A 25,780-nucleotide genomic window follows, 5' to 3' on the forward strand; every position below is an offset into this window, starting at 1 on the left:
CAATTATTTCTTACGAAGCGCAAATGTTAAACCATCACCAATAGGCATTAAACTCATTGTAATTCGCTCATCAAGATGGACTCTTTTATTTACCTCACGGATTGCACAAACATCACGCCCTTGGTTAAGCTCATTAATGACGCTCCCTCCCCAAAGAACATTATCAATTAAAATCAAACCACCAACTCTTACAAGTTTCATAGCTAATTCATAATAATCGAGGTATCCTTCTTTATCAGCATCAATAAAAATAATATCGTAAAAATTGGCTTTATTGTCATTTAACAACTTGTGCATAGATTGGGAAGCAGGCGCGATGATTAAATCGATTTTATCTTCAACTCCTGCTTTTCTCCAGTACTTCTTTGCCATACTAGACCATTTCTCATCAATATCAAGACTGGTTATTTTTCCACCTTCAGGTAAAGACAACGCCATCCATAAAGCTCCATATCCGGTAAATGTCCCTACTTCCAAAATTTGCTTTGCATTCATTAACTCAACCATCATAGCAAGATACTGTCCTTGCTCAGGTGGGGTCTGCATAGCAGACATGAGCATACGATTGGTTTCTTCCCTAAGTTCTTTAGCAACTAGAGGTTCTCTCAATGAATTATCCAGTATGTAATCATATAATTCATCAGTTAAATTCAGTGTTCTCTTTCCCATTTTTTCCCCCTTAAATTATTTCTTCTAAGTTATGCAATTGGCTGTAAATCCGGTTGTTTTGTTTGATTTAAAAATTGAATTTCATCCATTGCAACACGAATAGGATTTCTATTCGTTTCAAAACATTCAACAGATACAAATCCCTGATAACCTCTTTTTTTTAATTCAGCAATTATTGCCCGATAATCAAGATCACCATCATTGAGATTCCGTATACCGAGTATCTTTCGATCTTTGTCCATAACATAATTAAATGGAGTAATCAAACCTAAATTACTTTCTGCATTTTTAGCGTGTACATGAATAGTGTGCTCATATAGCTCTTCAATAACAATTAAAGGATCAAGACCTTTTTCATTTTCATATAAATTATAAAAGTCAAGCACCAAACCTACATTAGGCCTGTTTACATCTATTAACAATTTTTTGATCGATTCAATTCTATCAGCGAGTGTATTAACATGAGTTTCTATAGCTATTTTAATGTTGTATGCTGCTGCTTTATCAGCTATTACCTGCACACCTTCAACACAATTGTTCCACTCTCTTTGAGTCGCAAATTCGCTTCCAACTTTTCCAGTAAAACAGCGAATGATACCACAGTTTATTTCATTAGCCAAATGAATGTATTTCTCAGCTTCTAAAATGCTATCTCTCCATTTTTTTTTTGTTGAAGTAAAATCAAAATAAGGTGTAATCATTGGTACTTTGAGATTACAATGAGCAAGTAGTTTCTTTAAGGCAGGCAATGCAGCTGTATATTCAAATAAATGTTTACTCCATATTTCTATACCATCATAACCAAGCAAACTAATTAGATAAAGCATATCATCAAGTTTCAAAGTTTTATGTCTCCAGGCTATTGTACAAAAACTAAATTCCATAAATATATCTCCTCTTATAAATTAATTAGTATATTAGTTATCCCATTAGTAAATTTCACCTGAATCCGTAAACTATTAAATGCAAACATCGCAATCTATCCAATTAAGGAATTTACCGCAAACTTGCCTGACGGAAAACGCTCCACATCCATATCTGTTTTCAATTCACTATGGAACTGTTCGCTTGTGTCATGATCATGATATAAATCAATAGGGATTTCAGAATTTTCATAGAAATCAGTCCAGTAAGTCTCAACTTCAATCTCCGGGAAAAGCAACTTATTTCCATGTTTATCAATCGTTCTTTCAGTTACCTGGAATATGATGTCTGCTGCAGGCAAGGAGTCATCATTGCAGGATATTTCCCGATTAATACTCCTGTATATACTTTTCCACGGCCTGATTCTCTTCATGCCCCCGAGTGTTTTCGCTTGATCCAGCCAATAATCAAGTGATTCTTTTCTTAGATTCCTTTTAACCAGATAAAATTAGTAAGAACCTTTATTGTATCAACAACCTGCACTTCAAGGCCCACAACGGCTGCCATGCCACCGTTTGATGCCTGTCCCATTAACTCCCCCCTCTCTTTATTAAAGCTTCAACCCTGTTGCAAAAATTAAAAACATCTGCCGCAAGAAGCGCATTATATTCTCCAAGGCTGTGGTCGGCAACATATTGAGGTTTTTTACCTGTGTCCTGTATTCTTTTCAAATAGCTCATTGCATTTACAACATAAAGTGCAGGCTGCGTGAACTGTGTTAGCCCCAGTTGGCTTTACGGATCCTTAAGGCAAAGTCTTTTTATGGAGTAACCCCTTATGTGATCAGCTTCATTAACAAATCCCTTGAACCCATCAAAATATCCCGCTCCCCTGCCAATTTGCTGAGGGCCCTGTCCTGGAAATAAATAAGCCAACATAATATTCTCCTTATAAATCTCATTTAACAAATCTTAGCATTCTGTATGTCTTTAGTTTTTTTCTTGATCATTTCAATATTCTTTGTCTCTGAATGAAATTGACTGATGATACCAAATACCAAATATTTCGATCCCGTTTTCCTGTCTCAAAACTCCTTTTGCAATGTTGGCTAGGCTTCCCGAAGGCCCAACATCGATAAACATCTTGAACTGATTTAGATCACAACTTCGTAATATATTCGAAAACTTAATGTCTCCCCTGACTGTATTCCACAAAAAATCAGGATCTATGTTTTCTAAAATCGTAAAGTCTTTGTCTGCATAAATGGTCAACTTAGGAAGAACAACATGCATTTTTAGAGCTAACCCCCAAGCTGGGTATCTCTTCATCGTGGAGAGGGGTTACGCTATATTGAGAATCTATCAATAGCACGCCTAACAAAACCGCATCAAGCCGTTGCAAATCCTATTCAATTCCCATGCCGGATCCATAATGACAACCTGTCGGCATACCGTTTTTCAACTTATTCAGATCCATAAAGATTTCCACATGACGTGGATATACAATTGAAAACACATAATCTCCTATTCTTTCTGACAAAGCTTGATACTGAGAAAAGTTTTTAAAGGTGCAGACAATATGCCTTTCATCCAAGCTAACCTTATCAATTTCAAATATTTCCAATGGCGTCAGTAAACCGGTCTTCAACACTTTGGATAACGACTCCTTGGCTGTCCAAAAAGCAACCATTGTATATTCAAGACCGGGGGACATTCTCTCTATCAAATGAATTTCAGATGCGGTAAACTGTTTTTCCATCATCCGAATATTCGTTTCACTGATTTTTTCCACATCTATTCCTAGGGGATAATCCTCTAAAAATGCTACTGCCATGCCAATTTGGTCACAATGGGTTATGCTGACTTGAATATTATTTCCCTGATCGCAATGAACAACTGGCTGATTGAACAGGCCGCTTCTTATAAGAATGGAATCCAGCCTTGATTGACCACATAAAGCGGATATAGCTAATTTTGCAGAATATCTTCCTACGGTATAGTCTCTGATTCTTTTTTCATACTTTAAACTTCTGTAATATTCCATCTCAAGCGGATGGAGGCAATCAATAGCTCTCTCATAATAATCTGGCGAGCTTTTGAAATTGCATAAAGATATTCGTGCTTGATGCGACTTTTCTTCCGATCTTAAAATTACTTCCTCAATTATGCCAATACTAGAATACACCTTCATGGTAGCCCCCTGTACTGTTTAGACGGATTGTATCTTACGGGTATCCAAGGCATTATTAACGTATAAAACTTCATTCATTTCTAACTACGTTGTAGTGTGACTGTGACCACGTATGTGAATATTTGGGTTATGATTTCCAAACGCAAAAAAAAGCCTTATAAAACCAATTAACCGTGGTTTTAAAGCTTCTTCAATCAGTCTTATGTATCAGAGATATCCCCTGTAATATTAATATCTTAAGTCTTCTAAACAATTTCTAAAGCAACATTAACTAACCTTATGTCACCCATTAATTCCAACTCAATCACTGCTTGCCTTTTATGTCTATTTATTTTCTTAACTCTACTCTCCCATCCTTTTAGAGGCCCACCTGTGATTTGTATTCTGTCTCCTTCTATAATCCCACATGATGATTCAATACAATAGTCGTCATTGCATAAACTTGCCAAGACTTGCCTCTCTGAATCTCTCAATGAAGCCTCTGATTTCGAGTATCTCAATAAGCGAATTATATCTCGTGAGTTGGATATTACTACGTTTGTATGTGTTATGAATTCTAAAATGGATAATTTAGATTCTATAAACACATAGCCTGGAAACAAAGGCTTCAGTTCCTTTTTTACTGTTCCCGCAACCTTGAAGAGTCTCTCTTGGAGGGGTACAAATGGTTTACAAACATCAGTATCCAACCATTCATAAAAGAGTTCTTTGACCTTCTGTTCCTTACCCGTTCGTACAAACAATACATACCAATTCACCACATCACCTCACATATTTACTTTACTTTCACATAGCTTCGCCCTTTCACTTATCCTATTTGATAAGCTACAATGACTTTCACACTATATTCCTTATCAGTGGTTAACGTGACCCGCCAGCGATTAACAACCAATAAGTGACTGAAGTAAATCTATAAACATGCATAAAATAATATGTATTATTTGTACATTAAAATTAATTATTTTTCCTATAAATACACATATAATAATTAATGGAAATAAATGCTTTATCGATATTTATTTTAGACAAGCACTCAAAATATGTCAATATGATTTACGATTTATTCCTTCGATGGTATATTGTAAGATTTATAATAATTTTACACGTATATCAATTATTATCTAATATCGGTTTACATGATAATTAATTTTCTAAAACGGACTCGAACTTAATGGACTTAAGATGTCTCTTAATCCAGAAAAATGATAATGGCAATGACAGTACGTTTCCGATTGCCACGGAAATGAAAATACCATTTAATCCCATTTTTTGTACATATATAAAATATACGCCTAATGCAATAATGATGATTACCCTAATATAAAGAATAATAACTGCGGGCATTGGTTTACCTGTAGCTTGAAAGAATGATCCGATCACCCAGGTTATTGCCATACACCCGAATGTAAACGATATTATAAGAACCTGTTTTGTAGCGAGTTCAACAACTTCAGGAATTAAAGTAAACTTTGAGAATAACCATGGTGCCACGAATACGTAAATCACGGCTATAACAGTACTCATTATCATCACGAACCCTAAATTAACATTTAAAGCCTTTTTGATCCTTTCAAGCTGATTACGTCCATAATTCTGAGCAACAAAGACCGTTGTCGCACCTGCGACCGCTATAATTGGAATAATGAGGATCTGATCAAATCTTCCTGTCAATGTCCAAGCGCTCATCGCGTTTTCACTGAAGGTGGTAGTAATAATTTTATTATATACAACTGCAATAACGTAAATTGAAACTGTCATTAAAAACTGCGGCAAACCGATGCGAATAATTTCCTTAACAATCGTTCCGTTAAATCGAGAAAGACTAAACGTTAAAGGTATTCTTGCCTTTCCTTTTTGGATAAATCGTATTACATATAAAAGAGCAACACATAAAGATATTGTTGTTGACAAACCGGCACCGGCAACCCCCATTTTCAGAACAAAGATCAAGATAGGATCAAGTATAATATTGAGAACCGTCATAAGCATAAATGCTATTGCTAAAACGTATGTTAGTCCTTCTCCGAGAAGTATGCCTCCATAAACTTGCAATAAAATCATAAAAATAAGACCTGGAGCTAGTGAATACAAGAATTGAAGACCATATGTCGCAGCCTCAGGACTTAATTCGCTTCCTGCCAATAGTTGAATAAGATCAGGTCCGAAAGTATAACATATTATGATGAATGGAATCCCCAGCAACAAGGCCATCAGTACACCGCTTATCCCAAGACTTTTACATTCTTCAAACTTTCTTTCACCAATCAATCTTCCTGTCACAGCACTGAGGCCAACTGCTAAACTTGAAGCTATTGCCTCAAAAACAAAAATCAGAGGGAATAACAAACCTGTTCCTGACAAAAGAGCGGGCGAAGAGGGATCCAGCATTGCAATGTAATACGTATCGACAATCAAGTAAACATAATTTAATAGGTTACCGATTAGGATGGGTAGACCAATTTTCACTATAGTAGGTATTATAGATCCTTCGAACATTCCTATCTGCATTCTTTCTTGAAGTTTCATCATATTTCCCCCAAATTCTATTTACTCAACTTTCGCAGGAGCCGTGGGATCACGTAATCGGCATGGTGAAAAACGATAACAAGCGGCACCTCGTAGACGGAAAGCGCCTTAGTCTATAATAACTGTATACAGTTGCGCCGAAGATTGAAGGGAAGAATCACAACATCCTGCGCTCATCAGGACTCAACTCGCTGCGGGTATTCCTGTAATGACTGTGTTTATTCGTCATCGTTCCAAGAAGAATGAGTGGCTTGCGATTCTTTCAACAGATCTTACAGTAACCCCTCAGGAAGTGATAAGCATTTACAGGATGCGCTGGGACATTGAGGTTTTCTTCAAATGCGCCAAGTCGCTATTACGTCTACAAAAGGAGTGTCAAGGTCGTTCTTATGATTTGCTGGTCAGTCATACGACAATCGTGTTTTCTCGTTACACTTTGCTGGTTGGTAGCACAGATAGAATAATGATAAGCGAACGCTTGGTGGGGTGTTTTATTTGCTTTGCGATGAAGTGAGTAGTCTTGATGGGGATGTTGCCCTGCCACAACTGGTTGATTTGCTAAACGAGATTGCTTCCAAGGCAGGAAAGGAAATCATAAAATTAATACAAAATCAACTTCAACAATGGTTTGCGGGTTTGCCCAATTATATCAAGGCTTATCTGCCTAAATTAAGCTGCAAATGTTGAGTTATTTTCACTTGATGCATCAGATATTTTCACCGGTAGGTCAACATTAGGACGGCCATTAGCGATATTCTGAACACGTTTTTGGAGTTCAGCCATCTGACTTTTCAGAGCGTTAATCTCTATTCGCAATTCTTCACCAATGATTCCCCTCTCCTTCCATATACTTTTTAAGAAATAGCATATTACGTAATTAGATAATATTCTTTTTCCTATAAATTGTAAAGTGTTCCAAGCATTCTAGTAATTAAATAAATTGAGGATGTCCCGTGAGTTGATCAGCCTCTCTTTAATCGTTTAGGGTTAACACGGGGGAAGTATTTCCTTCCGGTTGTTGCCCCCACCCCACAAAGTGAAGAAAAGCTTCGAAGTTAATTCCGAATACTTTACGGGGACCCCAGCTAAAATTGTGAAATTAGATGAATAGCCCGTAACAAGGTAATTTCACAATTTTAAAGCATTCCTGCAGGGGGTTAAATTTGGCATTTAAAAAAAGAAGAACACCTTCGTATGATGAATTTGCGGGGCCAGATAACCCTTATCATTCATTAGGAAGGTGTTCATATTACGAAGTTTAAGCAAGCCACAAACAAAATCAACGTATTGAGAGAATTTCCAGCGACTATCTTATCATTGGGATTGAGCGAGGCTTATATTTCGCCTTCTCAAATGACCGTGACAACTCTCCAACTAAAAACGATGTGAAAGATGCACTTGCCATAGCTGATATGGTTAAGAACGGTTACTACTCTGAAGTACAGAGTCTACCGGGTCATTATCGTGGCATTCGACAGATCGTCACAACAAGGGAAAGCAATACTCCGGCGTACTTAACCAAATTCATCGATGAATTGATAGGTATTTTCCAGAACTTATGTTGGTATTTAAGGACGTAACCTGTAAGACGGCACTTGCGACCCTTACGATGTTTCCATTTTCATCAGACCTATGTAGGTTGTCTCCACAGGAGATTATAATCGGGTGGAAACGACAACTAAAGCAAGTTGCAAGCCGCACAACCGCTGTCGCCTTGATTCAGGCTGCCTCTCAATCTTCAGGTCTATTGGGTTGCTAATACCGCCTGCCCATGTATCTGACCATATTTTATCAATCTTATTACGAACCTCTCCTGTTAGCATGGTATTGCTCTATCTATCTCTTAATAGTTCTATAGACTTATTCCACAAACTAATAGAAATCCCCTTCATTCGACAGGGAACTTCCATAATTATATACCACTTAACTATTGCTAGCCTGTCAGCAAGCGCATGTATGTTCGTATGGAGAAACTCCAATATCTGCTATCAATAAAGGTGGAATGCATAAAACAGTACTAAGATACTTCTTGCATCTGATGATACTTAGTAACAAGAATCTTCAATTTTATAAATTCAACAATTTCATCCTTATCGTTTTTAGAAAGTTCTCTTAACAAGGAAATAAGATTAAGCTCTTGACCCATCAATAGCTAGGCTGCATTCCCAAAAATCAACCACTCAATATCGGTATTAACACTATCTTTTATAGCTATGATCGTATCAATGATGGCTTGTACTTATCTTGTTCTGACTCACTTAAAGTCCCTTAGGAAACACCAATAATACCGGAAAATTTGACTTGGTTAAAATTGTTAAATTATCTGATTATTCGAATACGCTCACCTAATGTTGAAAATATTAAAACCCTCCTAAACGTAAAAAGGTCCCGAGATAAAATATCATCGGGACCTTTCTGGGTGCATGTTCTTTTGAAGGTCTTAAACCACTTTCTTATTTTCTTAACTACTCCGACCTTGTTGTTTACGTCGTACTTGTTCGGAAATAATAATGTTTTAGACTAAAGTTGTCGACTTGGCACGGTTTTTGAGTTGAAAAATCGTCAACTTTTGAAAAATAAGTTTTAGACTAAGTATCAAAGTAACTTTACATCCTTTAAATTGAAAAAAATAAAGTGTTAGACTGAGAAAAGAAATTATCCTTACTGATACTCCTATTGTAGCAGTGTATTGACGATAGTTTAAGTGATAAGAATGTAGAGGATAGGCCTATCCCGACCAGCAAGGTCTGGGGCTTTTTGGATTTTCCTAAGCAAACCTTCCCTTCTAGGTTCACCTGAGCGATCTAATGTCTTGAAGCATCAGTTGCATCAGCAAATCCTCTGACAACACCCACACTACTGACACCATTTTCAGTCGGATTCTTCTCCCCTCACCTAAAATTTGGGTTGTGGTAACTGCGACTAGATAGCATCCTTTGAACGAAAAAGAAATTAGTTCTAGGAGAGAGTAGAGATAGGTTAGTGAAAAAAATCCTTTCTTTTACCAGAATTCCGCACATGTAAAAAAACTTGCCCTTACTTATGATACTGTTCACCGCGATTAATCTTAACCGGCTTTTAACTCAGTTGATCTCTTGTTGAATTGACACGCAGGTACTCAAGATTTTGCCTACAATATAAAGAAACAAGACCAGCACCCCTCAGTCGAGGAACACTGGCCTTCTGCTGTAACACTTTGAATGCATCACCGGTGGATTTACAATCTTCTAGATAGTGTATTCAAATTGCGAACATTAATATACGTCATTTACTTTCTACTCTTCTCCCGCCACAACCGGATTCCCCTCATAACTAATCCAGTCACTCCAACTGGTGGATTCCTTTCAGTTTAAAGCTTGAAGTATTAGTCAAATTTTCAAACAGATATTGAAAAATCGCGAGAAAAAGTGGTGATAGCACCACTTTTAAGATAATTTATATTGAAGTAGCGGAAGAACTAATCTTATATATTCTCGTACGAATCACTGCTTCGATAACAATCAGGTTAGGAATCCAGCAAAGCCAAGCTACAACACGATACCCCGCCTCGAAATCACCAAAAATCAATACAAGCGGACCCAACCAAATTCGGAGCATAACCGCTGCGAAAGTAAGCGCATAGCTGCGAAGCATCCATGCTTTATGAGCCTGAACATTTTTGACAATAATTTTGCGTAAGGCAATCCAAGTGGCTGCTACCCAAAGTACATCTAATCCGAAGAATCCAAGTCCTGCGATCCAACCGCCTGTCGCAAAAAACGATAAATATAGGCTGACAATCCCACTCACAGAAACAGAAATAATATAAACATAACCTAGCAGTCTGTGCTTACGTCTCCTAGCATGTGATTGCTTCAAAAAAATCTGAAATGGCCCAATGGCAAGGGCCAACATTGCAGTTACTATATGAACATACAGCACATACACCCAAGGTGTTAGATGAAAGTCCGGCTTTTGCAATTTAAAAGAAACGAGTCCAGCATTACGAGCACTCAATACTCCATACTGAACAATGGCATAACCTACTATTGCAAATGCAAAAATGAAAACGAGTGCCCGAATGATTTTGTTCCCCATGGTAATCCCACTCTCCTTTCTTACTTCTGTGCATCCAACGTTTTGGCCAAAGCGCTCTCTAAGGAAGTAGCCACCAAACCGAATCGCTTGGAGAAAGGACTGCTATCTACGATAAAATCTTGCTCGAACTGATACAGCATTTCTATGCTTTCTCGCGCTGCCGGTATGAACAATCCTCCTAATCTAAGCATGCCCTTTCCCATGGTGCGAATAACTGCGGGGAATCCAGCAAGCCGATAGGCGATTTCAACAAATTCCCTTGTTGTAACTGTGGCTGCATTCGGCACATGCCAAGCACGACCAAATGCGTCATCATTTTGACTTAAGACGACAAGTGCCTTTCCGAAATCATCGATAAATGTATACGTATGTTTCTTGTCTGGGTTACCCATGACCGTGCAAGCTTTACCCTTCATGATTGGCTTGAAGAGCCGCGAACCTACAGATGAATTATGAACATCCGGTCCAAAAAAATCCGCGCCTCGTCCCATCGTCACCTGCAGCTTGCCCTCTTGGTGCAATTGTAGCAGCCTACGCGACATCTCTGCCCGAATTTCCCCCTTCTTAGTAGTGGCGGTGTAAGGTAAACTTTCATGTATGTTCCCTTTGACCTGCCCATACATATATAAGTTTTCAGCAACGACCAGCTTTGCTCCGGCAGTCATGGCCCCTGACACAATACTATCCTGAAAAGATAAAAACAATTCATCCCACTTTTGATACGGTGGCTGCGCACATTGAAAGACAACCTTTGCTTGCTTCATAATGGCCTTCGACTGATCCTTGTCCATAAGGTCTGCTTTCTCTACCCTTACCCCTGATGGGACTGTCGCTTTCCCGCTCATACTCACCAGTCTAACCGACTCTCCTCGACTGAGTAACTCCCTCATCACCGCCATTCCTAACGGTCCCGTTCCCAGAATCACATTCATTTTATTTTATCCTCCTAATCGATTTTGTGGATAAAAATAAATATAAACCCTATAGCAACTATAGGGTCAATACTCTTTGAACGGAAACTTGGAGTTCCACAATAAATTCTTCAGGCTTCATCATTTGGGCCATATCCACAAGGTATTGCTCAATCGAAGGGCCAATTTCCATATAGTGATTTCTCTCTATCCACTCTAGCAATTTACTATAGATTCTTTTACAGGATTCAGCGTTTGGAATTCCACAATAGAGGGCAGTAATATAATCCCCTCCTGGTATGATTCGGGTAAAATCCGTTGAAGCTTGATCTCCCAAGGAGTCTATTGTAATACAAAATTCCAGATCGGAATCATTACGGTCGAATGTCATGATGTTCTCATGGTAGACGGTCATTAATCGTTTCGGAATCAACCCATTGGCATCCGCCTTTTGAAATAGTTCCGTAAACTGCATGATTGACGCATCCATTCCACAGGCTGATCTCCTACGATTGTAAAGGACATACCGCTTAGGAAACTGTTTTAATTCCACTAAAACATCGAGGTCTTTAAGTTCGTTTCCCAATTCCTGCAGATAGCCAATTTGGTTCGTTCTATGGCCAATGGATTCTACAATCCGCTCTAATTGTGTAATCTCAGCAATTGTACTCTTGCGCTTGGCTTCAAGCTTTTCAATCAAGCAGTCTAAGCTGCCATTATTCATAGTTGCCTTTATTTCTTCGAGTGAGAAATTCAACGCCTTCATATCCTGAACAATTTTAATATTAAGTAGATCGAAATTGGAGTAATAGCGATAACCAGAGGAATTGTCCGTGTGGCTGGGAATCACCAAACCGATCTTGTCATAAAAGCGCAGCGATTGCACGGAGAGATTGCAGATCTTCCCTGCTTGACCTATGGAAAAGTAATGATCGTTACTCATGTAACTCATTCCCTTTTAACAAGCTTGCGATAGCTTGTGAATTATTTTCTATCGAGAGACCTAACTTATCAAAGACACTATATTTTTCACAAAAAAAACATTAGCAAGCAAATAAAAATTGTTGACTTTCTGTTGATTAATATTTATACAACAGCATGTTGTTGACTTGATGGAGATAACGAGTAAGAAATAAAATCCATACTTTTTGAACAGGCGCTCTCTAAGTCAGATGTTTCAGTCTAAAACATTATTCTCTCTGAACAACTATATTGGTCTTAAATTCATTTTCAATTGTATAAATTCAATTATTTCATTCTTGTCATAATCATCAAGATTTCTAAAAACTTCAATCAACCTTTTCTCGAATTCATCTTCATATGTCGTCCCATCTTCTGCAGCGGCACCGGTTAATAGCCAATTTAAGTTTACTTTATATTGTGTTCGAATAGATATTAATGTTTCCGCAGATGGATTACTATTTCCCAATTCAATTTCACTCAGATTCCCTTGAGAAATTCCTATACTTTTTGCAAATTGAACTTGGTTTAAATTGTTTTCTTTACGGATACATTTTATTTTATGGCCAATGTCATTCAACATTTTCACCACTAATCATGAAGTATGTATATTGTTTTTTAGCATTTTAAAAGGGAGCCACGAATCTATCCCTCGGGCTCCCTTCTAGATGTTGAAAATCATTCATTTTGCATATCGGTTCAGGACATCTTTTACTGGTTCACAACATCTTTTACTGGTTCACGACATCTTTTACTGGTTCACGACTTTTTTATCACCAGACAAAAAATGAATCAGTTTTTCCTACTCCACCGTTACACTCTTCGCCAAATTCCGCGGCTTGTCAACATCATTACCACGCGCAAGTGACGCGTAATAAGACAATAGCTGCAACGGAACTACCGCCAGCGCTGGAGCCAGTATATCCAGCGTCTTAGGAATAACGAAGGTGCTATCTACAGCCTTTTGAAGCTCCAGCTCGCCTTCAACGGCGATGCCGAGCACCTGAGCGCCACGTGCCTTCACTTCTTTGATGTTACTCACGGTTTTCTCGAGCAGCTCGTGCTGGGTAGCAAGTGCAATGACAGGAATTCCTTCCTCGATCAATGCTAATGTTCCATGCTTCAACTCACCCGCTGCATACGCTTCAGAGTGAATATATGAAATTTCTTTCAGCTTTAGTGATCCTTCCAATGCGACTGCATAATCTAGGCCTCTACCAATAAAGAAGAGATTATCATGCTTTGCCATTTCTTCGGCTACAACTTTAATCACTTCTGCTTGCTCCAGAATCGCTTCCACTTGCGCAGGAAGCTCCTTCATAGCCGTAATCGTCTTCTGAATCTCTGCAGCCGATTGAGTACCTAAGGTTTGTGCCAAATGCAGCCCAAACAAGTAAAAAGCAATCAGTTGCGACGTATAAGCCTTCGTCGATGCAACTGCAATTTCAGGGCCTGCCCATGTCGTAATAATATCATTCGCTTCGCGTGCTACTGAGCTTCCCACAACATTTGTAATTGCCAGAACGTGTGCTCCACAACGTTTCGCTTCACGAAGCGCAGCCAAGGTGTCTGCCGTTTCACCAGACTGGCTGACAACGATGACAAGCGTATCCTTTGTAATAATCGGTGACCGATATCGATATTCAGACGCAACATCCGTTTCTACCGGGATGCGTGCTAATTTCTCAATAACATATTTCCCAACCATACCTGCATGATAAGCTGTCCCACAAGCAATAATATGAACACGACTAATTTTTCGAATAGCCTCAGCTGAAATCGAAAGCTCGTTTAAGGTCACTTTTGTTCCATCAGTTGAAATCCGACTGCCCATCGTATCGCGATACGCTTTGGGCTGTTCGTGAATCTCTTTCAACATAAAATGATCAAATCCAGCTTTTTCAGCCGTTATAATGTCCCAATCCACATGGAACATTTCCCGGGAAATAAAATTACCTTCCAGGGTCATTAATTCGACACCTTCTCGCGTCAAAAGAGCCATTTCGCCATCGTTCAAAATAAACACGTTACGTGTATATTCCAAAATAGCTGGGATATCCGAACCAATAAAGTTTTCTCCCTCACCGATACCAATGATTAAAGGACTAGCTTGACGAACTGCAACTAATCGGTCTGGCTCGAATTCTGTCAGAACACCAAGTGCGAATGCTCCTGTCATTCGCTTCACTGCTTTCTGAACAGCTTTCAGAATATCACCTTCGTACAAATGAGCGATTAAGTGAGAGATAACCTCTGTATCTGTCTCCGATACAAATACATGTCCTTTTTGACTCAGTTCCTCTTTCAAAGACATATAGTTCTCAATAATCCCGTTGTGTACCACAGAAAACTTCAAAGAGTTGTCTGTATGCGGATGAGAGTTCAAATCCGAGGGTTTACCGTGTGTCGCCCAACGCGTATGCCCGATTCCAACACTTCCGTCTAGTGGTGATTCCTCCAACTTGGATTCAAGATTCGCAATGCGACCTTTTGCCTTTTGAATTTGAAGACCATTCGCTGTATACACAGCGACGCCTGCCGAATCATAACCACGATATTCGAGCTTTTTAAGTCCTTCTAGTAAAATCTCCTGAGAATTACGCTTACCAATGTATCCAACGATTCCGCACATAGTGTAGTACCTCCGTAGTTTTATAAGCCTCTTAATCAAGGGCTTTTTGTCAAAGATCCATCTTTTTTTGAAAACCAAATAAACCGTCTAAAATCATCTATAATAACGTTCAATAAGTTCATTATGAAAATGATGTTGGATTCTTGTCCGCTTAGTCGCCCAAGCGTTTTTGCATTCCAACTTAACGGCACTCATCGTACCGGAAGGTCCCCGCCGAATGTTTCGAACACCTTCACCTCGTCAACTCACCGCGTAGTAGTATCGCTACTTTTCCGTCCCGCTTGCGAGTTCTGGCGCTATTTGTTGCGTATTAAGCTACCCTGCCTTTCCTTCTTGAGTAATGAAAATTTATGAAAACACATTTACATCATATTCATTTTAACGCATACGCGCAACTATTTTTTTCTTGACAGACAGCCTGTTCTTTACAAATGATGAATCCCCTCCATCTGATGCTCCAGAAGGGGATCCGCCATTCTCGCTATTTATACGAGCTGCTCTTGTATTATTTTTGCAATTGTATGGACATAAGCCTCTACTTGCTCCTTATCGGGCCCTTCAGCCATAACTCGGATCAAAGATTCCGTTCCCGAAGGACGAACCAGTACGCGGCCGTTATCCCCAAGCTCATCTTCAACCTTACGAATGGCTTCCTCAATAATCGTATTATCCTTGAGCTTACTTTTATCTACTACACGGACATTGACTAACAACTGCGGATATTTACGCATAATACTTTTCAATTCACTTAGTTTTTTACCCGACTGTACAATCGTATTAACTAGCTGTAAAGCCGTAAGAATGCCATCACCTGTAGAGATATAGTCTAAGAAAATTACATGCCCCGACTGCTCTCCACCCAAGTTATACCCGCCCTTACGCATCTCTTCCATAACATAGCGGTCGCCTACTGCTGTTTGGAGCCCTTTAAGGCCTGCCTTTTCAATACCTTTGAAAAAGCCGATGTTCGCCATTACTGTCGTAACAATCGTGCTATGATTTAATTTTCCTGCGCGGTTGAGTGCATCCCCGATAATACTAAGAATGAAGTCACCATCTACTTCAGCTCCTGTTTCATCAACAGCAATTAGACGGTCGGCATCTCCGTCAAAAGCAAGCCCAATGACCGCTCCATGCTTTACCACTTCTTCTCTAAGCTTTTCCGGATGAGTGGAACCACATTTGTCATTGATGTTAAGGCCAGTCGGCTCAGCGCCGATGGTGATCACTTCCGCTCCTAGATCGCGGAATACTTTCGGTGCCAGCTCGAATGCACTACCATTCGCACAATCCAATACGACCTTGCAGCCTTGGAAATCTCCGGATACCGTCGTCTTCAAGAATTCCAGATAAGCAAACTTCGCGTCTGTGTCATCCGAAACGGTGCCAATCTCGCCGCTAACAGGTCGTGGCAGCTCATCAACAGGTGCATCCAGTAATTGTTCGATCTCTAACTCCGTCTCGTCTAACAGCTTAAATCCATCGCCGCCAAAAAACTTAATCCCATTATCCTGAACTGGATTATGTGAAGCCGAAATCATAACACCCGCATGGGCCCCTAGCTTCTTCGTTAAATAAGCTACAGCTGGTGTGCTAACGACACCGATGCGGATAACGTTAACACCGATAGACAAGAGTCCTGCGACAAGCGCAGCCTCTAGCATAGGACCTGAAATACGAGTATCTCTCCCAATAACAACCTTTGGATGCTGCGCTTGTCTAGTTAATACATAACCGCCACAGCGACCTACCTTATAAGCTAACTCTGGGGTCAGCTCATCGTTCGCAACTCCCCTAACACCATCTGTACCAAAATATTTCCCCATGATTTCTCTTCTCCTCTTTCTCTTTCTCTTCTCTATCTCACACTACGGACGCGCGATGACTTTTTCACTAATCTCAACTGTAGCTTTCACCTCTTGCGGTGCGCTGCGCTTTACGTAAGTAGGTAAATTTAATGTAACATTCAACTCATGTTTACCTGGCGGTAAATTACTAACATCCAGTATGGCTTGAATATCTTCCAACTTAATTTGATCAATAAGGGCTGGTGCCCCTTCTACCGTAATATTTAACTTAGCTGTATCCGGTGATATTACTTTTGTATTGTAACTTTCGTTTTGGCCGATAATCGTAATCGGAATATTCTCAATCGCTTTCGTAACCGAAGGTACAATTTCAACCTTAACGTTTACTTTAGCGGGGTCCAGCTGAGTTACTTTATTCCTAAGCGGAATATCAAGTGCATATTCCTTAGTTTCGTTCAAATCCTGCACGTTTACTTGCGGCCCTTGATAGAACTCTAGTCGATCGACTACATCCTGTGTTCCATAAACAGTAATCTTATCAGGGTTTTGCGTTACCGAAGCAATTGCGAAACCTTTTGCCGGTTCCCCAACCAACTTTAACTGGAGTGGAATGGTCTGGAACGGGCTCGTAATTGGAATTTCAACATCCACAACTGAAGGATTTATATTAACCTGAACCTCTTTGCCATCTTTATCAAAAGCTTGCAGCCTTACCTGCTTCGTTACAGCGGACTGCGATTTATCTACGGATACTTCGCCACGAACGTTTTCAATCTGCTCAAGCTTGCTTGTAGCCGCTGTTATATATACCTTATTTGGTTTCACAATCGGTTGTCCAGCTTTCAATCCAGCAGCTGGCGTACCTTTGAGATTAATAACGACAGGGACTTCTTTCATCTGCAGTTCTTCAATAACGACATGTACCATCCGCGGAATGACTTGAACCTCCACATCCGATGGAAAGCCTACAGGCGTAAGCGTAAGCTGATGATCGCCTTTGCCTACTTGAGTTAAATCAAGCTGGATCTGATACGTATTACTTGTAGTCACTTTCTTTACAGCAGCCTCTTTCCCATTCAGAATAACCTGCACATTTGAAGGGGACATCGAGGATATAAAGTAATGACTTTCATCATATTTCGTTGTTATAGCCACATTGTTAATCGTTTCCACGCGCTCTCTTAACGGTGAATTTCCCGTTAAATTCCGTTCTTCCATGTGTACAACAACCCACAAGAAAATACCAATAAGAAGAGCAACAATCCTAACCATATTCGTATTACGCAACCATTTATCCATTTGAACGCCCCTTCCACTTCAAGAAAGGGTTCTTCTCTTTTGTTTTTGCTTTGGGCTTAAGCTCTTCGAACAGCTTAGCAATTAGCGACTCCTCTTTAATGTCTCGAACGATATGACCGTTCATGGTTAAAGAAATTTGCCCTGTCTCTTCGGAAACGATAATGCACATCGCATCCGAGACCTCACTCATACCAATAGCCGCGCGGTGCCGTGTGCCAAGCTCTTTGCTAATGAAAGGATTTTCTGACAGTGGTAAATAGCATCCCGCCGCCATTAACTGGCTTTGGCGAACAATAACAGCCCCATCGTGCAGCGGCGTATTCGGGATAAAAATATTAATTAACAGTTCGGCACTAATTTTGCTTTCTATTGCAATACCTGATTCTACGTAATCGGTTAATCCTGTTTCCTTCTCAAAGACGATTAATGCGCCAATCTTCCGTTTGGCTAAATAATGCGCAGCTCGAATGACTTCACCAATACGTTTATTAACGTCTTGGTCTTCCTCTGTAGACAATCGGCTGAAAAGCTTTCCTCGTCCCAATTGTTCCAAGGCTCTGCGCAGCTCAGGCTGAAAAATAATTACGATACCCACAACCCCGAATGTAAGAGTCTGGTTCATCAACCACTGCAGTGTACTCAATTTAAACCATATACTGAAAGCCCATGTGATAACGACAACAAGAATCCCTTTCATCAATTGAATGGCTCTTGTCCCACGAACTAACAGAATGAGTTTATAAATCACATAGCTGACGATCAGGATATCGACAATATCCTTAGGCGAGATGCTAGTGAGTAAGTCCATTTCTTTTTCTCCCCCAACGGCTACACACAATAATCTCTCTGTATAAGAATAATACCATATTCCTAACTATACTTCTATTATCTCTCCTACCTGACGTATCCAATATTCGATCGGTTCAATTCCATGAAAAAAAAGCCCCATCCAGTGAACTGCTAGATAGAGGCTCATTGCTATACCAATTAATTCGAAAGCATACCCACGAACTCGCCAATTTTGTACCAAATCCAGCTCAATGCCTCATCTACTTGCGTGACTTGTCCCGAGATGTGTGCAGTTGACGCCAGATTGAGAGTACCATCAATAACGATCAAATTTCCAGTTACATCACCTTCGACCTTTAATTTCCCGCGTTGTACAACAAGATCACCGTTGACGGTATGGCCTTTTGGCACTGTGACCGTATCACCTTGAATGACAACATCTTGCAAGTCACTACCTTTGACCATAAGATTCTTATCATCGTTCCACATCGACGTGAAACTTCCGAACATGACAGCTGCGAAAACTACTGCCACGGATACAGCCGGATGCTTACGAATCCAATCCATCCACGAATTTCTTTTCTTCACAGGTGGAAGTCCGCTCATAATCTGCGCAGTCAAAGTGTCAGGTACACTGACAGGAGGCAGCGATCTTACAATCGCGTCCGTTCTCTCCAATTCTCTGAACAAGGCATGGCACGCCGTACAAGATATCAAATGCTCCTTTAGTTGAAGGGCTTCAGATCCTTGCAAATCACCATCTAGATATTCGTGCATGAGCGGGAGGGCTTCCTTACAATTCATCATTCACCCACCCCTTTCTTTAACTTTTGCGTTTGTGGTATACCATACGTTTGAAGTTCAAATATGTTTCACAATGGAACATGTTTTTAAATGGTAATATGTTCCTCCTGCTCTAATCTCTTACGCAAGTATTCACGCCCACGATGCACACGGGTTTTCACCGTTGTAACTGGCATATCTAGCACATCCCCAATCTCTTGCAAAGACATATCGTGGAGGTAACGTAAGATCACAACCGACTTGTACTTCTCAGGCAATGTATCTATCGCTTTACGAATCTGCGCTTGCGTTTCCGATACAATCACTTGTTTCTCTGGTGTGTCTTCATAGCTTGGGAGCAAAGAATAATAATCGTTTCCTTCTCCGTCAGGCATTTCTGCATCTAAGGAATAAGTGTTTTTTCTTCTCCTCAGTTTGTCGATACATAAGTTTGTTCCGATACGGAAAATCCAGGTCGAAAACTTCTGATTCTCATCATAGCGATGCAAATTCGTATAGACCCGCAAGAACGTCTCCTGCACCGCATCCTCGGCCTCTTGCTTATTATTCAGCATTCGATAAGCCAAGTGAAAGATCTTATCTTTATAGAGCTCTACCAGCTCTCCAAAAGCGTTTCGATCTCCAGTCCTGGCTAACTTCGCCAAACGTGCTTCTACAAAATTCACTTCGTTTTCCTCCGGCTTCTTGACAATGAAATCTTCTACCCATTCTTACGTAGTCGTACCCGTTTTGTATTCAGAAATAATAATACCTGCAAGAATCAAACCCATCCCTAACCATTGTACGCCATTTACAGCCTCTCCGATAAGTAAGAACGCGGCAACGACAGCAACAGGAAGCTCTACAGAACCCAACATAGCAGCAAGCGTGCTTCCAATGCGTGGAATACCAATATTGAAAGAGATTGTAGGTACTACCTGACCTAAGAACCCTAACAAAAGCCCCCATAACAGCAGGATACCGCCATTCGAATCAAAGAACACAGTAGGTGGGTACAATACATAGATAACAGGAATAGACGCGGTCAGCATAACAGCCGAGTTCATTAGCGGTGGCAGTGAGCTTTTTACTTGACCCGTTAAAAACAAAAATAGACTGTACGTTAAAGCTGACAAAAGACCATATAGAAGCCCACGCATATTGAATTGATGCCAATTAGTCTCAAATATATTTACAGCAAATAAAGTTCCCAACATGATGATAACAATCGCATAACCCTCGGCTTTCCGAGGAAGTCTTCGTTTCACAATACAATCCATACTAATGGTCATCCATGTAAATTGAAATAACAAAATAATAGATAAAGATGCATTCAATTCTGACAATGCATTATTATAAAAGACTGTGGTTAAAGCTAAACCGAATATACCCACTAACCCAAGCTTAATCCACGGCCCTTTGAAAGGATTAGCCCAAGACTTTTTATGAAAAAGAATAAGCAGCCAAACAAATAACGTACCCATCGTCATTTGTGCTGGTGAAATTTGGCCGCCTTCAAACCCATGATCATAGGCGATTTTTATAAAAGAGGAAAGCAGCCCGTAACTAGATGCCCCAATAATGACAAGAACTATAGCCAACCATCGTCCCATGTTGTTTATCATCTCCCGTCCTTATTGGACCCGCAGAAATGACAGGAAGAGTCGAAAGCCCTACGTACCAGGCCCCCCACTCTTACATCCTGCTTCAAGCATCTCCGCTGATACTTTATAATCAGCCCGTATTTCTCAGCCCTGCGGCAATTCCGTTAATCGTAAGCAATACTTCACGAAGAAGATCAGCGTCGTCTTCATTGATTTCACGTAAAGCGCGAAGCTCAGTGAGCAGCTCTACCTGCATGTAACTAAGGGGATCTACGTATGGATTACGAAGACGAATTGATTCTTGAATAACTGGTACATTATCCAGAATTTCTTGCTGTCCAGTAATTTGCAAAATGATGGACGAAGTCAATTCATATTCTTCCCTAATCAGACCGAAGATACGCTCAGCGATTTCCGACTCTTTCACCATACTGCCGTATTCCTTAGCGATCAGAAGATCGGACTTAGCGAGTGCCATTTGCAAATTATCAATCATCGAACGGAAGAATGACCACTCTTCATACATTTCCTTCAATGTATCCAGATTTCCTTCTTCCCCTTGATAAAAACTTTGAATACCCGTTCCAGCCGCATACCACGCAGGCAATAAATATCTGCTTTGTGTCCATGCGAATACCCAAGGAATAGCACGCAAGTCTTCAAATCGATCACTATTTTTACGTTTGGATGGTCTTGATCCGATATTTAATTCGCCAATTTCCGGAAGTGGTGTAGATTCTTTAAAGAACGTCAAGAAGTCTTCATCACGGAAAATCAAATCTTGGTATTTCGTCTGTGCCTGCTCAGAAATACTTCTCATAATACTTTCCCACTTTTCTTCCAGTGGGTGCTTTTGTGGAGCACGTGATAATTGAGAGGCTGTTATTAAGGCAAATGTTGCCTGCTCTAAGCTCCTATAAGCAATCCCTTGCAAAGAGTAACGAGAGGATAATACTTCACCTTGCTCGGTAATTTTAATACCACCACCAAGCGTTTCAACAGGCTGTGCCAAAATACTACGATTCAGAGGCATTCCACCACGACCAAGCGCACCACCACGACCATGGAAAAACTTCAGCTTCACTCCGAATTGTTTACCTGCTTCCGTAATATCTTGCAGAGCCATGCGCAGCTCCCAGTTCGCTGTAATTACGCCGCCGTCTTTATTGCTATCAGAGTAACCAAGCATGATTTCGTGAAGTGGAACCACAGGGTCTAAGCTGGCCTTATACGCTGGGATAGCAAGCAATGTTCTCATAATACCTGGCGCTGCATGCAGATCATCAATCGTCTCAAATAGTGGAACTGATTGAAGCGTGCAGGAAACGCTACCATCACTCTCTTGGCGATATAAACCTGCTTCTTTAGCAAATACGAGTACCTCTAGCAGGTCACTAGCGCCTTGTGTCATGCTGATCAAATAACTGTTAATACAGTTACGTCCGAATTCTTTCTGAGCAAGACCTACAGTACGGTAAACATCCAGACACTCTTCTGTATTTTCTGAATATTCCAGATACATTGAAGTGATAGGCCTAGGATCATTCAAAACATCTGTTAATAGACTAATTTTTTCTTCTTCCGTCAGCTTGCTGTAATCAGCAATAAGACCCATTTTCGCTAAAATTTCAGTCATTGCTTGCTCGTGCTCTTTACTATGCTGTCTAATATCCAGCGCAGCCAAATGGAAGCCAAACAACTCAACCTGACGAATCAGCTTTTTAATATATTTGTCAGCTACATAATCTGCATAATGAATTCTCAAACTCTTATCAATAACCTTAAGATCAGAAATGAACTCTTCAGGACTATTATACTTATGAGTAGATGGCACATTCGGATTCCCCGTATGATGAATCTTCTCAATCATATACGTTGTCTTAATACGATATGGCTCTTTTTCATTGCGCCATACATCCTGAACATTACCAAGCACTTCCCGATCAATCTGAATTGAAACCAATAAATCATCACTAACTTCAACGATATTTTTACTAAAGCTCATATTCTCTAATGTATCTTTAAGAATTTCCTCATACTTTTGAATAGCAAGTTGACGGTGCAATCCAAGCGTTTCCCAAGTTACATTCGCTTTAACGGAAGGGTTTCCGTCACGGTCTCCACCAATCCATGAACCAAATTTTAAAAAGGATGGTACATGCCATGTTACTTGTGGATAGTATTTAGTCAAGCAGCGCTCAAGCTCCTGATAAACCTCAGGTAACACATCGAATAACGTTTCGTCAAAATAATAAAGGCCGTTCTTCACTTCATCGATAACCGTTGGTTTACGATCGCGAAGCTCGTCCGTTTGCCACAGATTAAGAACCTCACCAAGCAGTTTCTCACGAAGTTGCTCACGTTCACGAGGCGTTAGCATAGGATTATCTAGCTTCATCATATCATCTGAGATACGAAGGTTTACATCAAGGACAGCTCTACGCATAGCCTCTGTAGGATGCGCCGTCATAACGAGCTCCAGAGAGATAGCTTGTAATATTTCCTGTACCTCATGGTAGGGAACATGATTGCTTTTCAGCTCTTGAACGATACTCTCAATAGAACCTGGTTGAACATTTTCGCCTGAAGAGCGCTCATAGTCCCTTTTACGGCGAATGCGATGATTCTGTTCAGCAATATTAACCAATTGAAAGTAAATCGCAAACGCTCGAATAACATGATGGCGAATATCCGGATCTAATGAACTAATAGTCTTCTTAAATTCACCATATATTTCAGGTACATAATGGGCTCTTAAAGATTTACTCATTTCCCGAATCTTCTCTACAACATCAAGTAATTCATTACCTCCTTGATGGACTAGAACCTCACCTAAAATATGGCCCAAGAAGCGCACATCCCTGCGAAGCAAGTTATTCGTTGATTGCTTCTCCAAGCTAATTTCGTTCTCTGTCATACTCTCCACCTCATCTATTCACTATGGTACATTAAAGCTTCTCTCTATAAAAGTTTTTCTTTAGAAAAACCCATTTCAGAATATTTTACCACAATCCGCTCTAAGCATATAGAGTAAAAACAAAAAAAACAAGTTTTTAACCTTGGTAATTAATGAGAGGGACTGTGCCGTCTAAGCTCAATTTTCAAATCCAAAAGAATCGACCTCGGGTTGGTTCTTGTTTGTCCGATAAATAAGTTTTTCAGTTATTCTTATTGGTTCACTAATAAAAACTTTCTTGGTTGGTGCTTATAATGAACTGATATCTCCTAAGAAAAGCATTGTCTTTATTCGTATTTTTAAATAAAAAGAAAAAAAGACCACCCTAAAGGTGATCTCTTTTCTGTAAGCGGGTGATGGGAATCGAACCCACGCTACCAGCTTGGAAGGCTGAAGTTCTACCATTGAACTACACCCGCGTGTATATCGGGACGACACGATTTGAACATGCGACCCCCTGCTCCCAAAGCAGGTGCTCTACCAAGCTGAGCTACGTCCCGATAATAATTCGTTTTAAAAAATGGCGCGCCCTGAGAGATTCGAACTCCCGACCTTTTGATTCGTAGTCAAATACTCTATCCAGCTGAGCTAAGGGCGCATAAAATTTGGAGCGGAAGACGGGGTTCGAACCCGCGACCCTCGCCTTGGCAAGGCGATGCTCTACCACTGAGCCACTTCCGCATGGTTCCCATAAAGTAATGCACATAAATGATTACTCTATGGAGTTTTGATGCGCGTAGAGGGACTTGAACCCCCACGGTCACCCGCTAGATCCTAAGTCTAGTGCGTCTGCCAATTCCGCCATACGCGCACACTGTTAATAAGGCAAATGGTGAGTCATGTAGGATTCGAACCTACGACACCCTGATTAAAAGTCAGGTGCTCTACCAACTGAGCTAATGACTCATGAAAGTACTGGGGATCAAGGATTTGAACCTTGGCATGACGGAGTCAAAGTCCGTTGCCTTACCGCTTGGCTAATCCCCAATAGAAGCATGCCGTCGAGAGGACTTGAACCCCCAACCTACTGATTACAAGTCAGTTGCTCTACCAGTTGAGCTACAACGGCGTATTGATTTAAATGGTGGAGGCTGACGGGATCGAACCGCCGACCCTCTGCTTGTAAGGCAGATGCTCTCCCAGCTGAGCTAAGCCTCCATAGGAGTATAAATGGTGACCCGTAGGGGACTCGAACCCCTGTTACCTCCGTGAAAGGGAGGTGTCTTAACCACTTGACCAACGGGCCTTACGTTCTGGAGCTTCCAACCGGAATCGAACCGGTGACCTCATCCTTACCATGGATGCACTCTACCGACTGAGCTATGGAAGCAAAATGGCTCCCCGAACAGGACTCGAACCTGTGACAACTCGATTAACAGTCGAGTGCTCTACCAACTGAGCTATCAGGGAAAACTGCTTGGCAACGTTCTACTCTCCCAGAACCCTGCGGTTCAAGTACCATCGACGCTGGAGGGCTTAACGGTCGTGTTCGAGATGGGAACGCGTGGGTCCCCTCCGCCATCATCACCAAACAGTCAAAGTGTGTTTGCACCCTGAAAACTAGATACGAAACTTGCGTAAAGGGTGAATCGCTTGCTGCTTGTTACCACAGCCGCTCTGCTTCTTAGGAAAGCATTCTTGGTTAAGCCCTCGACCGATTAGTATTCGTCAGCTGCACACGTTGCCGCGCTTCCACCTCGAACCTATCAACC

General features: G+C 40.6%; 20 protein-coding genes, 12 tRNA genes, 1 rRNA gene and 1 pseudogene. 1 reads left to right on the forward strand and 33 read right to left on the reverse strand.

Going from position 1 to position 25,780, the window contains the following annotated elements; all coding sequences use genetic code 11:
- Positions 1–3: 3 nt before the first annotated feature.
- From GK047_RS23775 to GK047_RS23805, 7 genes are all read right to left on the reverse strand, one after another.
- Positions 4–669, reverse strand: a complete 666-nt coding sequence (locus tag GK047_RS23775; protein ID WP_163952464.1) for an O-methyltransferase — start codon at positions 667–669, stop codon at positions 4–6.
- 29 nt (positions 670–698) lie between these two features.
- Complete coding sequence (locus GK047_RS23780; RefSeq protein ID WP_163952466.1) at positions 699–1,553, reverse strand: sugar phosphate isomerase/epimerase family protein; 855 nt, start codon at positions 1,551–1,553, stop codon at positions 699–701.
- Between the two features lie 95 nt (positions 1,554–1,648).
- The gene (locus GK047_RS23785) at positions 1,649–1,966 is read right to left on the reverse strand and encodes a hypothetical protein (protein WP_163952468.1); all 318 of its coding nucleotides are present in this window, start codon (positions 1,964–1,966) and stop codon (positions 1,649–1,651) included.
- Positions 1,967–2,543: 577 nt separating this feature from the next.
- Positions 2,544–2,825, reverse strand: coding sequence for a hypothetical protein (locus GK047_RS23790; RefSeq protein WP_205516947.1), 282 nt, complete (start codon positions 2,823–2,825; stop codon positions 2,544–2,546).
- A gap of 112 nt (positions 2,826–2,937) precedes the next feature.
- Positions 2,938–3,723, reverse strand: coding sequence for a 4'-phosphopantetheinyl transferase family protein (locus GK047_RS23795; protein ID WP_163952472.1), 786 nt, complete (start codon positions 3,721–3,723; stop codon positions 2,938–2,940).
- A gap of 245 nt (positions 3,724–3,968) precedes the next feature.
- Positions 3,969–4,481 carry an antiterminator LoaP gene (loaP, locus tag GK047_RS23800; RefSeq protein WP_163952474.1) on the reverse strand — a complete coding sequence of 171 codons (513 nt, stop codon included), beginning with the start codon at positions 4,479–4,481 and terminating at the stop codon, positions 3,969–3,971.
- A gap of 385 nt (positions 4,482–4,866) precedes the next feature.
- A complete protein-coding gene (locus GK047_RS23805) occupies positions 4,867–6,252 on the reverse strand; it encodes an MATE family efflux transporter (protein WP_205516948.1) in 1,386 nt (461 codons plus the stop codon).
- Positions 6,253–6,299: 47 nt separating this feature from the next.
- On the opposite strand from GK047_RS23805, the pseudogene GK047_RS23810 reads away from it, so the two are divergent.
- Positions 6,300–6,936 (forward strand): annotated as a pseudogene (locus tag GK047_RS23810) (IS4 family transposase); the annotation flags it as partial.
- Between the two features lie 968 nt (positions 6,937–7,904).
- Here GK047_RS23810 and GK047_RS23815 read toward each other — a convergent pair.
- The 26 genes from GK047_RS23815 to rrf all read right to left on the reverse strand — a co-directional run bounded on the left by GK047_RS23815 (position 7,905) and on the right by rrf (position 25,600).
- Positions 7,905–8,072 carry a hypothetical protein gene (locus tag GK047_RS23815; protein ID WP_163952303.1) on the reverse strand — a complete coding sequence of 56 codons (168 nt, stop codon included), beginning with the start codon at positions 8,070–8,072 and terminating at the stop codon, positions 7,905–7,907.
- A 1,612-nt stretch (positions 8,073–9,684) separates the two neighbouring features.
- The gene (locus GK047_RS23820; protein WP_163952476.1) at positions 9,685–10,326 is read right to left on the reverse strand and encodes a DUF2306 domain-containing protein; all 642 of its coding nucleotides are present in this window, start codon (positions 10,324–10,326) and stop codon (positions 9,685–9,687) included.
- Between the two features lie 20 nt (positions 10,327–10,346).
- Positions 10,347–11,258, reverse strand: coding sequence for an NAD-dependent epimerase/dehydratase family protein (locus GK047_RS23825; RefSeq protein WP_163952478.1), 912 nt, complete (start codon positions 11,256–11,258; stop codon positions 10,347–10,349).
- Positions 11,259–11,316: 58 nt separating this feature from the next.
- A complete protein-coding gene (locus GK047_RS23830) occupies positions 11,317–12,189 on the reverse strand; it encodes a MerR family transcriptional regulator (RefSeq protein ID WP_205516949.1) in 873 nt (290 codons plus the stop codon).
- 255 nt (positions 12,190–12,444) lie between these two features.
- Complete coding sequence (locus GK047_RS23835) at positions 12,445–12,780, reverse strand: helix-turn-helix domain-containing protein (protein WP_240344159.1); 336 nt, start codon at positions 12,778–12,780, stop codon at positions 12,445–12,447.
- 219 nt (positions 12,781–12,999) lie between these two features.
- A complete protein-coding gene (gene glmS / locus GK047_RS23840) occupies positions 13,000–14,829 on the reverse strand; it encodes a glutamine--fructose-6-phosphate transaminase (isomerizing) (protein ID WP_163952484.1) in 1,830 nt (609 codons plus the stop codon).
- A gap of 485 nt (positions 14,830–15,314) precedes the next feature.
- Complete coding sequence (gene glmM, locus GK047_RS23845; RefSeq protein ID WP_163952486.1) at positions 15,315–16,655, reverse strand: phosphoglucosamine mutase; 1,341 nt, start codon at positions 16,653–16,655, stop codon at positions 15,315–15,317.
- 42 nt (positions 16,656–16,697) lie between these two features.
- The gene (locus tag GK047_RS23850; protein WP_163952488.1) at positions 16,698–17,936 is read right to left on the reverse strand and encodes a CdaR family protein; all 1,239 of its coding nucleotides are present in this window, start codon (positions 17,934–17,936) and stop codon (positions 16,698–16,700) included.
- Entirely contained in the window at positions 17,929–18,744 is an 816-nt protein-coding gene (cdaA, locus tag GK047_RS23855; protein WP_163952489.1) for a diadenylate cyclase CdaA, read from the reverse strand. Before cdaA ends, GK047_RS23850 begins: the two co-directional genes overlap by 8 nt.
- A 179-nt stretch (positions 18,745–18,923) precedes the next feature.
- Complete coding sequence (locus tag GK047_RS23860) at positions 18,924–19,532, reverse strand: zf-HC2 domain-containing protein (RefSeq protein ID WP_346010380.1); 609 nt, start codon at positions 19,530–19,532, stop codon at positions 18,924–18,926.
- Positions 19,533–19,615: 83 nt separating this feature from the next.
- Positions 19,616–20,194: an RNA polymerase sigma factor SigW gene (gene sigW / locus GK047_RS23865; protein WP_163952491.1), complete on the reverse strand. Its 579-nt coding sequence runs from the start codon at positions 20,192–20,194 to the stop codon at positions 19,616–19,618.
- Positions 20,195–20,239: 45 nt separating this feature from the next.
- A complete protein-coding gene (locus GK047_RS23870; protein ID WP_163952494.1) occupies positions 20,240–21,121 on the reverse strand; it encodes a DMT family transporter in 882 nt (293 codons plus the stop codon).
- A 121-nt stretch (positions 21,122–21,242) separates the two neighbouring features.
- Positions 21,243–24,029: a phosphoenolpyruvate carboxylase gene (gene ppc, locus GK047_RS23875; RefSeq protein ID WP_163952496.1), complete on the reverse strand. Its 2,787-nt coding sequence runs from the start codon at positions 24,027–24,029 to the stop codon at positions 21,243–21,245.
- A 387-nt stretch (positions 24,030–24,416) separates the two neighbouring features.
- A tRNA-Gly gene (locus tag GK047_RS23880) sits at positions 24,417–24,487 on the reverse strand.
- Between the two features lie 7 nt (positions 24,488–24,494).
- Positions 24,495–24,568, reverse strand: a tRNA-Pro gene (locus tag GK047_RS23885).
- Between the two features lie 21 nt (positions 24,569–24,589).
- Positions 24,590–24,666, reverse strand: a tRNA-Arg gene (locus GK047_RS23890).
- A gap of 8 nt (positions 24,667–24,674) precedes the next feature.
- Positions 24,675–24,749 (reverse strand) — tRNA-Gly (locus GK047_RS23895).
- Positions 24,750–24,799: 50 nt separating this feature from the next.
- A tRNA-Leu gene (locus GK047_RS23900) sits at positions 24,800–24,879 on the reverse strand.
- Positions 24,880–24,898: 19 nt separating this feature from the next.
- Positions 24,899–24,974 (reverse strand) — tRNA-Lys (locus tag GK047_RS23905).
- 9 nt (positions 24,975–24,983) lie between these two features.
- Positions 24,984–25,055: transfer RNA gene (locus tag GK047_RS23910), tRNA-Gln, on the reverse strand.
- 9 nt (positions 25,056–25,064) lie between these two features.
- A tRNA-Thr gene (locus GK047_RS23915) sits at positions 25,065–25,137 on the reverse strand.
- A gap of 13 nt (positions 25,138–25,150) precedes the next feature.
- Positions 25,151–25,226 (reverse strand) — tRNA-Val (locus tag GK047_RS23920).
- A 13-nt stretch (positions 25,227–25,239) separates the two neighbouring features.
- A tRNA-Glu gene (locus tag GK047_RS23925) sits at positions 25,240–25,314 on the reverse strand.
- Between the two features lie 8 nt (positions 25,315–25,322).
- A tRNA-Thr gene (locus GK047_RS23930) sits at positions 25,323–25,398 on the reverse strand.
- Positions 25,399–25,402: 4 nt separating this feature from the next.
- A tRNA-Asn gene (locus GK047_RS23935) sits at positions 25,403–25,478 on the reverse strand.
- A gap of 5 nt (positions 25,479–25,483) precedes the next feature.
- Positions 25,484–25,600 (reverse strand): 5S ribosomal RNA (gene rrf / locus GK047_RS23940).
- Positions 25,601–25,780: the final 180 nt, after the last annotated feature.

The organism is Paenibacillus sp. SYP-B3998, from assembly GCF_010820665.1.
GTDB lineage: Bacteria > Bacillota > Bacilli > Paenibacillales > NBRC-103111 > Paenibacillus_E.

Bases quoted from the DNA above. Each gene is read 5' to 3' on its own strand.
- GK047_RS23775 (WP_163952464.1), bottom strand. From the start codon at position 669: ATGGGAAAGAGAACACTGAATTTAACTGATGAATTATATGATTACATA.
- GK047_RS23780 (WP_163952466.1), bottom strand. From the start codon at position 1,553: ATGGAATTTAGTTTTTGTACAATAGCCTGGAGACATAAAACTTTGAAA.
- GK047_RS23785 (WP_163952468.1), bottom strand. From the start codon at position 1,966: ATGAAGAGAATCAGGCCGTGGAAAAGTATATACAGGAGTATTAATCGG.
- GK047_RS23790 (WP_205516947.1), bottom strand. From the start codon at position 2,825: ATGCATGTTGTTCTTCCTAAGTTGACCATTTATGCAGACAAAGACTTT.
- GK047_RS23795 (WP_163952472.1), bottom strand. From the start codon at position 3,723: ATGAAGGTGTATTCTAGTATTGGCATAATTGAGGAAGTAATTTTAAGA.
- GK047_RS23805 (WP_205516948.1), bottom strand. From the start codon at position 6,252: ATGATGAAACTTCAAGAAAGAATGCAGATAGGAATGTTCGAAGGATCT.
- GK047_RS23815 (WP_163952303.1), bottom strand. From the start codon at position 8,072: ATGCTAACAGGAGAGGTTCGTAATAAGATTGATAAAATATGGTCAGAT.
- GK047_RS23820 (WP_163952476.1), bottom strand. From the start codon at position 10,326: ATGGGGAACAAAATCATTCGGGCACTCGTTTTCATTTTTGCATTTGCA.
- GK047_RS23825 (WP_163952478.1), bottom strand. From the start codon at position 11,258: ATGAATGTGATTCTGGGAACGGGACCGTTAGGAATGGCGGTGATGAGG.
- GK047_RS23830 (WP_205516949.1), bottom strand. From the start codon at position 12,189: ATGAGTTACATGAGTAACGATCATTACTTTTCCATAGGTCAAGCAGGG.
- GK047_RS23835 (WP_240344159.1), bottom strand. From the start codon at position 12,780: ATGTTGAATGACATTGGCCATAAAATAAAATGTATCCGTAAAGAAAAC.
- glmS (WP_163952484.1), bottom strand. From the start codon at position 14,829: ATGTGCGGAATCGTTGGATACATTGGTAAGCGTAATTCTCAGGAGATT.
- glmM (WP_163952486.1), bottom strand. From the start codon at position 16,655: ATGGGGAAATATTTTGGTACAGATGGTGTTAGGGGAGTTGCGAACGAT.
- GK047_RS23850 (WP_163952488.1), bottom strand. From the start codon at position 17,936: ATGGATAAATGGTTGCGTAATACGAATATGGTTAGGATTGTTGCTCTT.
- cdaA (WP_163952489.1), bottom strand. From the start codon at position 18,744: ATGGACTTACTCACTAGCATCTCGCCTAAGGATATTGTCGATATCCTG.
- GK047_RS23860 (WP_346010380.1), bottom strand. From the start codon at position 19,532: ATGATGAATTGTAAGGAAGCCCTCCCGCTCATGCACGAATATCTAGAT.
- GK047_RS23870 (WP_163952494.1), bottom strand. From the start codon at position 21,121: ATGGGACGATGGTTGGCTATAGTTCTTGTCATTATTGGGGCATCTAGT.
- ppc (WP_163952496.1), bottom strand. From the start codon at position 24,029: ATGACAGAGAACGAAATTAGCTTGGAGAAGCAATCAACGAATAACTTG.